This window comes from Nocardiopsis rhodophaea (assembly GCF_039530945.1).
GTDB lineage: Bacteria > Actinomycetota > Actinomycetes > Streptosporangiales > Streptosporangiaceae > Nocardiopsis_C > Nocardiopsis_C rhodophaea.
This window is the reverse complement of the sequence record NZ_BAAAPC010000004.1, coordinates 101,888-116,724: the sequence shown is the minus strand read 5'-3', so window position 1 is coordinate 116,724 and position 14,837 is coordinate 101,888. Positions and strand designations below refer to the sequence as shown.

10 protein-coding genes are annotated in these 14,837 nt (G+C 71.9%); 6 read left to right on the top strand and 4 right to left on the bottom strand.

The window, feature by feature from the left end:
* Positions 1-26: 26 nt before the first annotated feature.
* Positions 27-1,271, bottom strand: a complete 1,245-nt coding sequence (locus ABD259_RS05750) for an NRAMP family divalent metal transporter (protein ID WP_344099879.1) — start codon at positions 1,269-1,271, stop codon at positions 27-29.
* 330 nt (positions 1,272-1,601) lie between these two features.
* Here ABD259_RS05750 and ABD259_RS05745 point away from each other — a divergent pair, with 330 nt between their 5' ends.
* Entirely contained in the window at positions 1,602-2,258 is a 657-nt protein-coding gene (locus ABD259_RS05745) for a GntR family transcriptional regulator (RefSeq protein WP_344160878.1), read from the top strand.
* A gap of 388 nt (positions 2,259-2,646) precedes the next feature.
* Here ABD259_RS05745 and ABD259_RS05740 read toward each other — a convergent pair whose 3' ends face one another.
* From ABD259_RS05740 to ABD259_RS05730, 3 genes are all read right to left on the bottom strand, one after another.
* The gene (locus ABD259_RS05740; protein ID WP_344160653.1) at positions 2,647-6,363 is read right to left on the bottom strand and encodes a hydantoinase B/oxoprolinase family protein; all 3,717 of its coding nucleotides are present in this window, start codon (positions 6,361-6,363) and stop codon (positions 2,647-2,649) included.
* A 215-nt stretch (positions 6,364-6,578) separates the two neighbouring features.
* Entirely contained in the window at positions 6,579-7,505 is a 927-nt protein-coding gene (locus ABD259_RS05735; protein WP_344099875.1) for a hypothetical protein, read from the bottom strand.
* A gap of 477 nt (positions 7,506-7,982) precedes the next feature.
* Positions 7,983-9,227 carry a PucR family transcriptional regulator gene (locus ABD259_RS05730; RefSeq protein ID WP_344099873.1) on the bottom strand — a complete coding sequence of 415 codons (1,245 nt, stop codon included), beginning with the start codon at positions 9,225-9,227 and terminating at the stop codon, positions 7,983-7,985.
* A 344-nt stretch (positions 9,228-9,571) separates the two neighbouring features.
* Between ABD259_RS05730 and ABD259_RS05725 the strand changes: the two genes are divergently transcribed.
* From ABD259_RS05725 to ABD259_RS05705, 5 genes are all read left to right on the top strand, one after another.
* Complete coding sequence (locus tag ABD259_RS05725; RefSeq protein ID WP_425573489.1) at positions 9,572-10,456, top strand: ACP S-malonyltransferase; 885 nt, start codon at positions 9,572-9,574, stop codon at positions 10,454-10,456.
* Positions 10,456-11,409, top strand: a complete 954-nt coding sequence (locus tag ABD259_RS05720) for a beta-ketoacyl-ACP synthase III (RefSeq protein WP_344099869.1) — start codon at positions 10,456-10,458, stop codon at positions 11,407-11,409. The genes ABD259_RS05725 and ABD259_RS05720 overlap by 1 nt, the downstream gene beginning before the upstream one ends.
* A 93-nt stretch (positions 11,410-11,502) precedes the next feature.
* A complete protein-coding gene (locus ABD259_RS05715) occupies positions 11,503-11,742 on the top strand; it encodes an acyl carrier protein (RefSeq protein WP_344099867.1) in 240 nt (79 codons plus the stop codon).
* Between the two features lie 186 nt (positions 11,743-11,928).
* On the top strand, positions 11,929-13,164 hold the full coding sequence (fabF, locus tag ABD259_RS05710; RefSeq protein WP_344160651.1) for a beta-ketoacyl-ACP synthase II: 1,236 nt from the start codon (positions 11,929-11,931) through the stop codon (positions 13,162-13,164).
* Between the two features lie 187 nt (positions 13,165-13,351).
* On the top strand, positions 13,352-14,800 hold the full coding sequence (locus ABD259_RS05705) for an acyl-CoA carboxylase subunit beta (RefSeq protein ID WP_344099863.1): 1,449 nt from the start codon (positions 13,352-13,354) through the stop codon (positions 14,798-14,800).
* The last annotated feature ends 37 nt before the right edge of the window (positions 14,801-14,837 follow it).

Genomic DNA, 14,837 nt, shown 5'->3' with positions numbered 1-14,837 from the left:
CCGGGGGTGCGCGGGCCCGTCGGGTGTCACACCCACAGGTCGGTGATGCCGGAGAGCGCCATCCAGGCGATGTAGATGGTGATCAGCCAGGCGATCCAGCCGATGGCCAGGAGCCAGGCGGGGTAGCGGTAGCCGTGCAGCAGGTCGGCGGAGCGCCGGGTGGCGACCCAGAGCATGATCCCCATGCCGACCGGAAGGATGAGGCCGTTGAGGGCGCCGGCGAGGATGAGCAGGGTGGTCGGGGCCTTGCCGAGGAGGAGGTAGGCGATCGCGGAGACCGCGATGAACCCGGCGACCAGCCAGGTACGGCGGCGCTCCAGCTCCGCGGAGAACGTGGTGATGAAGGAGACGGAAGTGTAGGAGGCCCCGATGACGGAGCTGATCGCCGCGGCCCACATGATCACGCCGAACAGGCGCAGCCCTACCTCGCCGGCGGCGTGGGAGAACGCCTCTGCCGGTGCGTTGTCGACGCCGACGAGCGAGGCGCCGCCGGTGACCACGCCGAGCACGGCCAGGAAGAGCACGATGCGCATCACGCCGGTGACGATGACGCCGATGACGGACGAGCGGGTGATCGCACGGACGTTGTTCGGGCCGCTGATCCCCGCGTCGATGAGCCGGTGCGCCCCGGCGTAGGTGATGTATCCGCCGACGGTTCCGCCGACGATGGTCACGATCGCGACGAAGCCGTCCGATCCGATCGCGCCGGGCAGCACGGCGCTGCGCACCGCCTCGCCCACGGGCGGTGCGGAGACGAACGCGACGTAGAGGGTCAGCGTGATCATCAGCACGCCGAGGACCACGATGATGCGGTCCATGGCGATCCCGGCGCGCCTGCTGAGGAAGATGGCGATGGCGATCACGGCGGAGACGGCGCCGCCGATCCGGACGTCGACTCCGGCCAGCGCGTCGAGGCCGAGGGCGGTCCCGCCGATGTTGCCGACGTTGAACACCAGCCCGCCGAAGACGACAAGGGCGGCGAGGAGGTACCCCGCGCCGGGCACGACCTTGTTGGCGAGGTCCTGGGCGCGCTCTCCCGCGACGCCGATCACCCGCCAGAGATTGAGTTGGACGGCGATGTCGATGAGGATCGACACCAGGATCGCGAAGGCGAACGCGGCCCCGAGCTCGGCGGTGAACTTCGTGGTCTGGGTGATGAATCCGGGGCCGATGGCGCTGGTAGCCATCAGGAACATCGCGCCGAGGAGGGTGCCGCGCGCGGCCGCGGCGCGGACGGTGGGAGCGGGGGCGGGGGATTGCGTTTCGCCCATGGCGACCCTCGTTTCTGTCGGATCGGCGGGTTGGTCCGAGGCGGGATCCTCTCCACAGAGGATTTTCGAGGATTGTTGAACAATCCTTCAATCGTGTGAAGGACGCCATAGTACATGGGCGGCGCCGACTGCGACACACCCCCGTATGCCGCACGACACACCCCGACGATCCCGCTGGTCCGCCGCCCCCGACGCCCCCTCGGACCTCCGCCCGACCGGCCGCGCCCCGCGGCCGTATCAGCGAGAATGAAGCCATCCCCCGCGACGGAGAATGGAGTGACCACGACGGTGGCCGGCGACGGATTCGAAGGGCTCACCCGCTTCCGCGGAATGCTGGAGCGATCGAGCACCGCGGAGCGCGTCGCCGACGCCCTGCGCGCCCAGATCGTCGACGGCGCCATGGCCCCGGGCACCCGACTGTCCGAGGAGGCCATCGGCTCCGCGCTCGGCGTCTCCCGCAACACCCTGCGCGAGGCCTTCCGCCTGCTGAGCCACGAGCGCCTGCTGGTCCACGAGTTCAACCGCGGCGTCTTCGTCGCCAAGCCGACCGCAGAGGACGTCACCGACCTGTTCCGCGTCCGGCGCGCACTGGAACTGTCGGCCCTCCGCGGCGCCACGGACGCCGACGACGCGGCGATCGCCCGCGTGGGCGCCGCCGTCGAGGAGGGCACCGCCGCCCTGAACGGCGGCGACTGGTGGGGCGTGGGCATGGCCAACATGCACTTCCACCAGGCCATCGCCGGACTGGCCGACAGCCCGCGTACCGACGAAATCGTCGACCGGCTCCTCGCCGAACTGCGGCTCGTCTTCCACGTCATGGCGGCTCCCCGCGACTTCCACGTCCCCTACCTCGAACAGAACCGCGAGATCTACCAGCTGCTGAGCGACGGCGCCGCCCACCAGGCCGCCGAGCGGCTGGCCGACTACTTCGACGTCGCCGAACGCCAGCTCGTCGACGCCTTCGCCGAACTCGAACAGCCCGCCTGAATCGACCGCGCGGGCGCCCGGGACGCGGGGCGCCGGCCACCGCCGGCGAGCGCCGGGGCATCCACCCCGGCACGCCTCCCGGTGGGGGTGAGGGGCTTCTCTGTTCGATCACCGGGTGGGTGCCAGAGGGGCGGCAGGGGGGTGCCACCGCCCGCCGTCGGGGACGCCCTTCCCTCGCTCCGTCTCACAGCTTCGCGTCGTGCACGCCCACGGCGCTGGCCCCCCATCCGCCCCACCTGTCAGGAGACCAGCGTCCACGGCGCCCCACCCCGTCCTCGCCGCTGCCCATCGCGGAACACCGGACAGGGCGACCGGCGACACGGCCGCCCCGCGGGCCCCGGCCGCCCTCCCTTCCGCCGGTGACCGCCTGACCATCACCCCCACCGGCTCATGGCGGCGGAGGGCCGTACCCCCCTCCGCCGGGGGTTTCGATGACCAGGATGTCGCCCGGGCGCATGTCGACGGAGCCGCAGCCCTCGAAGGGTTCGACCGTGCCGTCCGCGCGTTGCACGCTGTTGCTCCCCAGGGCGCCCGGTGCGCCTCCGGCGAGCCCGTACGGGGGACGGCGGCGGTGCCCGGTGAGGGTGCTGACGGTCATCGGTTCGAAAAAGCGCATCCGGCGGACGGCGCCGTCGCCTCCGCGCCACCGTCCGGCCCCTCCGCTGCCGCGCCGTATGCGGAACTCTTCGAGCAGCACGGGGAACCGCCATTCCAGCACTTCCGGGTCGGTCAGGCGGGAGTTGGTCATGTGGGTCTGCACCACCGGGGCGCCGTCGAATCCTTCCCCGGCGCCCGAACCCGAGGCGACGGTCTCGTAGTACTGGTACCGCTCGTTGCCGAAGGTCACGTTGTTCATCGTGCCGGATCCCTCGGCCTGGACCCCCAGGGCGGCGTAGAGGGCGCCGGTGATGGCCTGGGAGGTTTCGACGTTTCCGGCGACGACCGCGGCCGGGTAGACCGGGGAGAGCATCGATCCCGGCGGGATGTTGATGCGCAGGGGCTTGAGGCAACCGTCGTTCAGCGGGATGTCGTCGGCCACGAGCGTGCGGAAGACGTAGAGAACGGCCGCGGTCGCCACCGAGGAGGGCGCGTTGAAATTGGTGTCGAGCTGCGCCGATGTGCCGCTGAAGTCGAGCGTCGCACCGCGCTGCTCGCGGTCCACCGAGACGCGCACCTCGATCGCCGCGCCGGAGTCCATCTCATAGCGGTAGTGGCCGTCGTCGAGGGCGTCGATGACGCGGCGGACCGCCTCCTCGGCGTTGTCCTGGACGTGGCGCATGTACGCCTGCACGACATCCAGGCCGAAGTGGTCGATCATCTTGCCGACCTCCTCGACGCCCTTGGCGTTGGCGGCGATCTGCGCGCGCAGGTCGGCGAGGTTGGTCTCCGGTGCGCGGGAGGGGTAGGGCGCCTCGGTGAGTAGGCGCCGGGTGGCGTCCTCGCGGAATTCGCCGCCGCGCACGAGCAGGTGGTTGTCGAAGAGGACGCCCTCCTCGTGGACCTCGCGGCTGGCCGCGGGCATCGAGCCGGGGGTGAGTCCGCCGATCTCCGCGTGGTGGCCGCGCGAGGCGACGAAGAACAGGACGTCGCCGCTGCCCGGGCTCGCCCCTCCGGTCGCCTCCGTTCCGGCGGTGTCGAACACCGGGGTCACCACCGTGATATCGGGCAGGTGGGTGCCGCCGTGGTAGGGGTCGTTGACCGCGTAGACGTCGCCGGGCCGCATGTCTCCGGCGTTGCGGCGGATCACCTCCTTGATGGTGGTGCCCATCGACCCCAGATGCACCGGCATATGCGGGGCGTTGGCGATGAGGTTGCCCTCGGGGTCGAAGAGCGCGCAGGAGAAGTCGAGGCGCTGCTTGATGTTGACCGACTGCGCGGTGGACTCCAGCCGCGCGCCCATCTGCTCGGCGATGGACATGAAGAGGTTGTTGAAGATCTCCAGCATCACCGGGTCGGCCCGCGTGCCCACCCCCGCCTCGGCGCGTGCCTTGACGCGCTCGACGAGGAGATGCCCGGTCGGCGTCGCGGTCGCCCGCCAGCCGTCGTCGACGACCGTGGTGGCGTCGGCCTCGGCGATGATCGCCGGTCCGGTCACCTGCTCCCCCGGCCGCAGGTGCGGCCGCTCGTACAGCGGGGCTTCGCGCCAGGTGCCGTTGGCGTAGAGCCGGACCGCAGCGGGGCCGGGCGGCGTCATGGGCGCCCCTGGTGGCTGCGGCTCGGAGACGGTGCCCAGGTGGCGCAGGTCGGGCTCGTCGGTGCGTCCGACGGCCTCCACCGTGACGGCCTCGACGATGAGCGGGCGGTCCATGAGGAACGAGTAGGTGCGGCGGTGCTCCGCCTCGAATTCCGCGATCATGGACTTCATGTCGACCAGGTCGACCTCGACCGCGGTGTCGGTTCCGTCGTAGCGCAGCCGCGCCCTGCGTTCGATCCGGATGCGCTCCTCGGGCACGTCCTCGTCCCTCAGCTCCGCGGCGACCTGGTCCGCGAGCCGGTCGGCGAGCGCGCCGACCTCCGGCAGTTCCTCGTCTCGCAGCGGCGCCTCCACCGACTGCTCGCGCATCGCGGTGGTGTCGGCCAGGCCGATCCCGAGTGTGGACAGCACACCGGCCATCGGAGGCACGAGCACGGTGGAGATGCCCAGGGAGTCGGCCACCGCGCAGGCGTGCTGCCCGCCCGCTCCGCCGAACGTGGTGAGCACGTAACCGGTGACGTCGTGGCCTTTCTGGACCGAGATGCGCTTGACCGCGTTGGCCATGTTGGCCACGGCGATGTGCAGGTACCCCTGGGCGACCTGCTCGGGCGGGCGCTCGTCACCGGTCGCGCGCGTGATCTCGGCGGCCAGGTCGGCGAAGCGCCGCCGCACAGTCTCGGCGTCGATGGGCTGGTCGCCGCCGGGACCGAACACCCGGGGAAAGTGTGTCGGCTGGACGCGGCCGAGCATCACGTTCGCGTCGGTGACGGTGAGCGGCCCTCCGGCGCGGTAGCAGGCGGGGCCGGGGTCGGCCCCGGCCGAGTCGGGGCCGACGCGGTAGCGGCTGCCGTCGAAGTGCAGGATGGACCCGCCGCCCGCCGCCACGGTGTGGATGTCGAGCATCGGCGCGCGCAGCCGCACCCCGGCCACGCGCGTGTCGAGCACCCGCTCATAGGCCCCGGCCCAGTGCGACACGTCGGTGGAGGTACCGCCCATGTCGAAGCCGATGATCCTGGAGAACCCCGCCATCCGCGACACCCGCACCATCCCGACGATGCCCCCGGCCGGTCCGGAGAGGATGGCGTCCTTGCCGCGGAAGTGCCCGGCCTCGGTGAGACCGCCGTTGGACTGCATGAACATCAGCCGCACCCCGCGCATCTGCGCGTCCACATGGCTCACGTAGCGGCGCAGCACGGGCGAGAGGTACGCGTCCAGCGTCGTGGTGTCGCCGCGCGACACCAGCTTCGTCAGGGGGCTGGTCTCGCTGGACAGCGATACCTGGGGGAAGCCGAGGCGCTCGGCCAGTACGCCGATCGCCCGCTCGTGGGCGGGGTAGAGGTGGCTGTGCATGCACGCGACCGCCACCGCGCGGATGCCGTCGGCGTAGGCGCGCTCCAGCTCGGCGGCGAGGTGATCGAGGTCGGGGGCGCGCAGCACGGTGCCGTCGGCGGTGACGCGCTCCTCGGTCTCGATCACGCGCTCGTGCAGCGGCTCCGGCAGCACGATGTGCCGGTCGAAGATGCGCGGGCGGTCCTGATACCCGATGCGCAGCGCGTCGGCGAACCCGCGGGTGATCACGAGGACGGTGCGCTCCCCCTTGCGTTCGAGAAGCGCGTTGGTGGCGACGGTGGTGCCCATCCGCACGGATTCGACGCCGACGCGGTCGCCCCCGGTGTCGGTCGGTGCGGGGACCCCATCGTGGGGAGGCGGCGCCGCGTCGGTTCCGGGGATCGGTGTGTCCGGTCCGAGCCCGAGCAGGACGCGGATCCCCGCTACGGCGGCGTCGCGGTCGTGTGCGGGGCTCTGCGAGAGCAGTTTGTGCGTGACCAGCCGCCCGTCCGGGCGCTGGGCGACGATGTCGGTGAACGTGCCGCCGCGGTCCACCCAGAACCGCCAGCCTCGTGCGGGCACACCGCTCCCCTTTCCACCCGGCTCCTCTGCGTCACGGTGTTCCCGGGCGACGCACGATGTACGCGTCCGGGTGGCGGTCACCAGGGCGACGGGCGGAGTGGGGAGCGGGACGGGGGATGCCGGGACAACCGTGGGGGGCCGGGGCGTACGCCCCGGCCCCCCACGGTGTGGTCGTGACCGCGCGGGACGGATCCGCCCGCGTCAGCCAGCTCTCGTCACCTCCTGGTCTTGGGCCGCCGATTGCCGGCGCGCGCCTGGCGGGCCTTGCGGCGCAGGGCACCTCCGCTGCGCAGGACGCGCCGGGCCGTCACCGAGACGGCCGGGAGCTCGAAGCCGGGGATCAGCTGGCCCGGCTCCGGCCGGGGCTCGCTGCTGGGAACGGCCAGCCGCTCGGGAAGACCGGCCACCGGCCCGTTGTCGGAGCTGTCGGCGGCGGTGGTGCGACCGCTTGCGTCCGTCGCGGTGGCGGAATGCTCCGCCAGGTCGTCGTCTCCGTCCTCGCCTTCGGCCGCCGCCGCGGCGGGCTGGCTCTGCCGTCCCTCGGTAGCGGCACGCTGCGCCTGCCACGCGCGGTAACGGGCCGCCAGCTCAGTGGCGATGGGCCATTCCACGGGCGCCGGCTGGGCGAGCGCCGCCCACAGGTAGGCCTTGGTCCCCCACGCCTCCATGGCGCGCCGTGCCCGGGTGATGGTGAAGAAGAGCGGGGCGGCGAGCACCAGCTGGGGCCAGGCCATCAGCAGCGCGACCAGCAGCGGGAGCATGCCGCCACCGGCGATGGAGGCACCGGCGCCGATAGCGACGGGGGTGAGCGCCAGCGCGATGCGCAGCGAGGTGATCTGCCGGAAGCGGTGCAGTGAGCGGCGCACCGATGCCTCGGCGGACAGCCCCTCGGGCAGCGGTGTCGGCTGCACGACGATGGCCAGCAGCAGCGCCGCGACCGCGACGGACCCGGAGAGGAGGATCATCCAGCCCGACGCCGACCAACTGCCTCCGACGATCAGCGCGACGAGGGCGAGCACGGGAAGGGGGACCGGAATGAAGAAAATAACTTGGCGGGCCAACTGCCCGGATTCCGTCGGTTCTCGGACAATTTCCAGCCATCTGCTGTACAGCTTCTCTACGATTTCGCCGAAATCTGCCATCGCACCCCCCAAAGCTCACGCGCCGACACTCCTACGCAGGGGGTCCTTCGAGCCGACGCGGCGGTCGGCGTCTGTCCACACCGACTGGAGAGGAAAGCCGAATTTCGCTTCAGCCCGTGAACACCCACTCATGTGTCACGTTATCCGCTTTTCGGCCCTCTATTCACCATCGCCCGATATTCCCCCGCTGAAAGTAGACGCCTGTGCTCCGCTCCCGGTTGACACGGTCCTCGCACGATTCGTGGAGGTTCGCTCACATAGGCGTCCACCTGCGATGTTCCATCCTGTCAGGACGAGGACATCCGCTTCGGTGGCAACGTCCCGTCTCCGCGCGGGGTTCCCAGTTCCGGCGTCCGTTTTCATGAATTTTCGCCCCGCCAAGATCGTGCGCGTCGACGGCCCGGTAGCGCCCCGCCCACCGGTGGCCCCACCGTCCCTCGCACCGGCCCTCCGCCGCCCCAGCGCCGCCATGCCCCGCTACGCCCCGGAGGCCGCACCCTCGGACAGGCGCCCGAGCGTCACCGCGATCCGCAGAACGAAGGAGCCCCGGCCGTCGGCGGGGACGTGCCCGGTGAGTTCGGCGATCCGGCTGAGCCGGTAGCGCACCGTGTTGGGGTGGACGAACAGCATCCGCGCGGTGGACTCCAGTGAGGAGGCGTACTCCAGGTAGACCGAAAGCGTGTCCAGAAGCGGCGAACCGGCGTTGCGCAGTGGCAGGTAGATCTCTTCCACGAGCTGGCGACGGGCCGCTGCGTCCCCCTCCAGCGCCCGTTCGGGTAGCAGGTCCTCGGCGAGCACCGGGCGTGGAGCGTCGGGCCAGGCGACCGCGGCCCTCAGCCCGTTGACGGCGGCGGCCACCGACTCCCCGGCGGCGCGCAGGTCGGCGACGGCCGGACCGACGACCACCGGCCCGGGGCCGAACATCCCGGTGAGCGGCTCCACGGCCGCCATCGGATCGGAGTCCCCGGCGTACTTCTCGTTGACGCCGATCACCGCGATGACGCGCTGCCCCTGCACGCCGGCGAGCACGTCGTGTCCCACCCGGCGGGCGACCGAGCGCAGATCGTCGAGCAGGCCCGCCTCCTCCTGCTCGCCGAGCCCACCGGCGACGGCCACGACGGGTGTGCGCGACCATCCCAGGGCCGCCCCCCACGTCTGCAGCCCCTCCTCCCGGTCGCCGTGCAGCAGCGCGTCGACGATGAGCGCCTCCAGCCGCGCGTCCCACGCCCCGCGCGCCTCGGCCGCGCGGGCGTAGATCTTGGCCGAGCTGAAGGCGACCTCGCGGGTGTAGCGCAGCACCGCCTCGCGCAGCTGCTGCTCGCCCCCTGGCGCTGCGAGCTCGTCGACCTGGTTCTCCACCACGTCGATGACGACCCGCAGCATGTCCACGGTCTGCTGCAGCGTCACCGACCGGGTGAGCTCGCGGGGGGCCGTGCCGAACACCTCGACGGTGATGGCGGGGCGCCCCCTGCCCGACTTCTTGAACCACTCGACGAACGCCGCCACACCCGACTGCGCCACCAGGCCCACCCAGGACCGGTCCTCGGCCGACATCTGGCGGAACCAGGACAGGCGGCTCTCCATCCGGGCCACGGCGGCGGTGCCGAGCGTCCCCATGGCACGCTCCAGCCGCCGCGCGGTCTCGGCACGCACCTGGGGGTCATCGCCGGAGGTACGCGCCTGACCGGCCGGTTCGTTGTGTTCAGTGGGTTCCGTGGTCACATTTCCTACAGTGTCATCAACCCGGTGCGGCGAGGGACACCGCATCCACGGCACCCGGTTGGGCGCCGCCCCGGGAGGGCGTGGTCCGCCGGTTGTCGCAGGGGGGCGGTTCGGGGCCGCACGCCCTACCGAGCGGTCACAACGTGACGTGCTCCACCCGATTCGCCCGACCGGCGCCTCTTATTGTAGGGATCCCACAAAACGGATCTTGGAAACTTCGTGCTTCCCGCCATCATTCTGGCGATCTTCTACAGGGCAATGTTGATGTCGTGCTTGCAATCGTTGCTCCCGGCCAAGGCGCCCAAGTCCCCGGCTTCCTCTCTCCATGGCTCGAACTCCCCGGCATGTCCGAGCGTCTCGCGGAGTGGTCCGATGTCGCCCGGGTCGACCTGGCGCGCTACGGCACCACCGCGGACGCGGATGAGATCCGCGACACCGCCGTCGCCCAGCCGCTGCTGGTCAGCGCGGGCCTGGCGGCCGCCATCGCCCTGTTCGACGACCTCGCCAAGGCCCCCGACGCCATCGACGCCGTCGCCGGGCACAGCGTCGGTGAGTTCACCGCCGCCGGTATCGCCGGTGTGCTGAGCCCCACCGACGCGGTGGCGCTGGTCGCCGAGCGCGGCCGGGGCATGGCCGAAGCCGCGGCGGCCACCGCCACGGGTATGACCGCCATCCTCGGCGGCGACCGCGACGAGGTCCTGGCCGCCATCGAGACCGCCGGACTCACGCCCGCCAACGACAACGGCTCGGGCCAGATCGTCGCCGCCGGGACCACAGAGCAGCTCGCCGCCTTCGCGGAGAACCCACCCGCGCGGGCACGCCTGCGCTCGCTGTCGGTCGCCGGCGCCTTCCACACCGACCACATGGCCCCGGCCGTGCGGCGGGTCCGCACGACCGCCGACCGGATGAGACCCGCCGACGCCCGCACCCGCCTGCTGTCCAATCGCGACGGCGCCGTGGTCGCCGACGGCCAGGACTACCTCGACCGCCTGGTCGCCCAGATCAGCTCCCCGGTGCGCTGGGACGCCTGCACCGAGACCCTCATCGAGCTCGGTGTCACCGCCCTGATCGAGCTGCCCCCCGCGGGCACGCTGACCGGCCTGGCCAAGCGGTCGATGCGCGGCGTCGAACGCCTCGCCATGAAGACGCCCGACGATCTCGACGCCGCCCAGCGGCTGATCGCGGAGCACGCCGGACGCCCGGCCTCCGAACCGGAAGGTGCCCGATGATGAAGCAGCCCCCAATGGCCCCCGGGGCGCGGATCCTCGGCCTGGGCGACTACCAGCCCAGCAACATCCTGACCAATGACGACCTCGCACAGAGGGTCGACACCTCCGACGAGTGGATCCGCAGCCGCGTCGGCATCACGGAGCGGCGCATCGCCGGCCCCGAGGACACCGTCGAGAGCATGGCGGCCATCGCGGGCGGCAAGGCGATCGCGGCCAGCGGGCTCACCCCCGACGCCATCGACCTGGTGATCGTCGCGACCTGCACCCAGCACGACCAGATTCCCAACGCCGCCGCCACCGTCGCCGCGCGGCTGGGGATCACCGCCCCCGGCGCGTACGACATCAACGCCGCCTGCGCGGGGTTCTGCTACGGGCTGGGCGTGGCCTCCGACCAGGTGCGCGCCGGGTCCGCCCGCAACGCTCTGGTCATCGGCTCGGAGAAGCTGTCCGACTGGGTCGACTGGACCGACCGCTCCACCTGCGTCATCTTCGCCGACGGCGCGGGCGCGGCCGTGGTCAGCGCCTCCGACACCCCCGGCATCGGCCCTATGGTGTCGGGCAGCTCCGGCGAGCGCGCCGACAAGATCTACCTGCGCGACCACAAGTACCTCCACCAGGAGGGCCAGGCGGTCTTCCGGTGGACCACCACCGAGCTCACCGAGGTGGCGCTCACGGCGATGAAACGAGCCGGGGTCGACCCGGGCGAGCTCACCGCCTTCGTCCCGCACCAGGCGAATCTCCGCATCGTCGAGTCGATCGCCCGCAAGCTCGGAGCGCCACAGGCGATCATCGCTCGCGATATCGTCACTGCGGGCAACACCTCCTCCGCCTCGATCCCACTGGCGCTCTCGCGCATGATCGAGCGCGGAGAGCTGCCATCCGGCGGCACGGTGCTGACCCTGGGATTCGGCGCCGGCCTGACCTACGCGGCCCAGGTGCTGGAGATTCCCTGAACCTCCGTGGACCCCGGCCTTCGGCGTGCGCGCCCGGCCCCACGGCGAACGTTTCACCGCATCGCAGTAGTACTCACAAAGGAGCGACCCCAAATGGCTCACACCGAGCAGGAGATCCTGGCCGGCCTCGGCGAGATCATCGACGAGATCGCGGGCGTCCCCGCGGCGGAGGTCACCGCGGAGAAGAGCTTCGTCGACGACCTCGACATCGACTCCCTGTCGATGGTCGAGATCGCCGTCGCCGCGCAGGACAAGTTCGGGGTCGAGATCCCCGACGACCAGCTCAAGGACCTCAAGACGGTCCAGGACGTCATCACCTTCATCCAGAAGTAGCGCAGGAGGGAAGTCGGGGCCGACGTCACGGCGCCGGTTCCCCGCGCCCGCCGGTCCACCCCCCGCCGGCGGGCCCCGTCCCAACCTCGCCCCGCGTCCGCACCCGGACGCCGCCACCCACCCGACACCATTCCCCGCCGCGACCCCGCCGGGGATCGACCTACGAGACGAGAGGGCGATAGGCCGATGAGTACCACCGAAGTCGTCGTCACTGGCCTGGGCGCCACCACCCCGCTGGGGGGTGACGTCCCCACGACCTGGTCCGCCCTCCTCGAAGGTCGGTCGGGCATCACCGAGCTTCCCGACGAGTGGAAGGAGCAGCTCCCGGTCCACTTCGCCGGTCAGGCCGTCGTGGATCCCGCGGAGAAGTTGCCCCGCCAGCGGCTGCGCAAGCTCGACCGCACCCAGCAGTTCGCGCTGATCGCCGCGCAGGAGGCGTGGCAGAACGCGGGAGCCCCCGAGGTGGACCCCGTGCGCCTGGGCGTGGTCGTCTCCAGCGGCATCGGCGGCATCCTCACCATCCTGGAGCAGTACGACATCTTCCGCGAGCGCGGCTGGAAGCGCGTCTCGCCGTTCACGGTGCCGATGCTCATGCCCAACAGCCCCGCGGGCGCCGTCGCCCTGGAGTTCACGGCGCGCGCCGGCGCGCACGCTCCAGTGAGCGCCTGCGCCTCCAGCTCCGAAGCCATCGGCGACGCCATCAGGATGATCCGCGACGGCCGCGCCGACGTGGTCATCGCCGGCGGCACCGAGGCCGCGCTCCACCCGCTGAACATCGCGTCGTTCGCATCCATGCGGGCACTGTCGACCCGCAACGACGACCCGCAGCACGCCTCGCGCCCCTGGGACGTCAACCGCGACGGGTTCGTCCTGGGCGAGGGCGCCGGGATCATCGTGCTGGAGTCGGCCGAGCACGCCGCCGCGCGCGGCGCCCACGTCTACGCCGTGGCCGCGGGTGCGGGCTACACCGACGACGCCCACGACATCGTCCAACCGGACCCGGAGGGCGCCGGGCAGGCGCGCGCCATCACCCAGGCGCTGGCCGACGCCGACCTCAAGCCGAGCGACATCGCGCACATCAACGCCCACGCCACGTCGACGCCGATGGGCGACGTCGGCGAGACCATCGCCATCCGCGCTGCCCTCGGCGACGCCGCCGACCAGGTGGCGGTCACCTCCACCAAGTCCATGACCGGGCACCTGCTCGGTGGTGCGGGCGCGGTCGAGGCCATCGCCACCATCCTGGCCCTCCACGAGGGCGTGATCCCCGCGACCGCCAACATCGAGGAACTCGACCCGGGTGTCCAGGTGGACATCGTCCGGGACAAGCCGCGCGACCTGCCGACCGGGCCGCTCGCCGCCATCAACGAGTCCTTCGGCTTCGGCGGCCACAACATCTGCACCGTCTTCCGCCGCCCCTGATCCGTCCCCTTCCGGTGGCCGGTGCCGGGGACCGTACCGGCCACCGGGAGGCGGACCGCTTCCCGAGGTGCGCCGACCATCCGCCGACGACCACCGACCGCGCGGGGAACCCACATCCGCGGACGAGCACCGGCGGCTCAGACCGATTCACCATCGACCGCTTCCACGAGAATTGGAGTCGGCCCTCATGACCGTGACCGACAACAGAGTGGCGGGGGCGCCGGCGGCGACCACCGCCCCCACCGAACCCGAGGACCCGCGTACGCCGCGGCTGCGGCTCGCCGCGTTCTTCGACGAGGGGTCGCTGCGGCTGCTCACCGCCGAGGACGACAGCGCCGCGCTCGCCGCCCTGGGCCGGATCAACGGCATGCCCGCCGTCGCCTTCGCCAACGACGCCCGCATCCAGGGCGGGGCCATGGGCACCGCCGGCTGCGCGGCGATCGAGGTCGCCTACGAGCACGCGGTGCGTGAGCGGATGCCCGTCATCGGGCTGTGGCACTCCGGCGGCGCGCGCCTCGCCGAGGGCGTGGAGAGCCTGCACGCCGTCGGCCGGGTGTTCGCGGCGATGACCCGGGCCTCGGGCGTGGTCCCGCAGATCTCGGTGGTACTCGGAGCTGCCGCGGGCGGCGCGGCCTACGGTCCGGCGCTGACCGACATCGTGGTCATGTCCGAGCGCGGCAAGGTGTTTGTGACCGGACCCGACGTGGTCCGCAGCGTGACGGGCGAGGAGATCACCGCCGAGGAGCTGGGCGGACCCGACGCCCACGGGCGGCGCAGCGGGGTGGTGCACCTGACCGCGCCGGACGACACCGCCGCCATGGTCAGGGGCCGCGAGCTCGCGCTGCTGATGGGCCACCAGGGCCAGATGCGCCCCGACGACGTCGCCGATGCCGACATGGGCGACGTGCTGCCGGAGTCGCCGCGCCGGGCCTACGACGTCAAGCCGCTGGTGAACCGTGTCCTGGACGCGCCGATCGGCGAGGGCTCGATCGAACTGCAGGCCAAGTGGGCGCCGAACATGGTCACGGTGTTGGGCCGCCTCGGCGGGCGCACGGTCGGTGTGATCGCTAACAACCCGCTGCGGCTCGGCGGGTGCCTGGACTCCAAGTCGGCGGAGAAGGCGGCGCGCTTCGTCCGGATGTGCGACGCGTTCGGCGTTCCGCTGGTGGTCCTGGTGGACGTGCCCGGCTACCTGCCCGGCGTCGGTCAGGAGTGGGACGGCGTGGTGCGCCGCGGCGCCAAGCTGCTGCACGCCTTCGCTGAGGCCACCGTGCCGCGGGTGACGCTGGTGACGCGCAAGTCCTACGGCGGTGCCTACATCGCGATGAACTCGCGCTCGCTGGGTGCCACGCGGGTGCTGGCCTGGCCGACCGCGGAGATCGCGGTCATGGGCCCCGTGGCGGCGGTGCGCATCCTGCACCGCAAGCAGCTCGCCGCCGTCCCGGAGGAGGAGCGTCCGGCGCTTGAGCAGCAGCTCGCCGCCGAGCAGGAGAAAAAGGCCGGGGGTCTGGAGCGGGCTCAAGAGCTTGGTGTGGTCGACGAGGTGATCGACCCGGCACGCACCCGCACCGCTCTGGCCCAGGCCATTTCCACCGCCCCCGCCGCCCGCGGCGCGCACGGGAACATTCCGCTGTAGATCCCAACTGCAGCCCCAGGCCGAGGCCGCCGGAGGC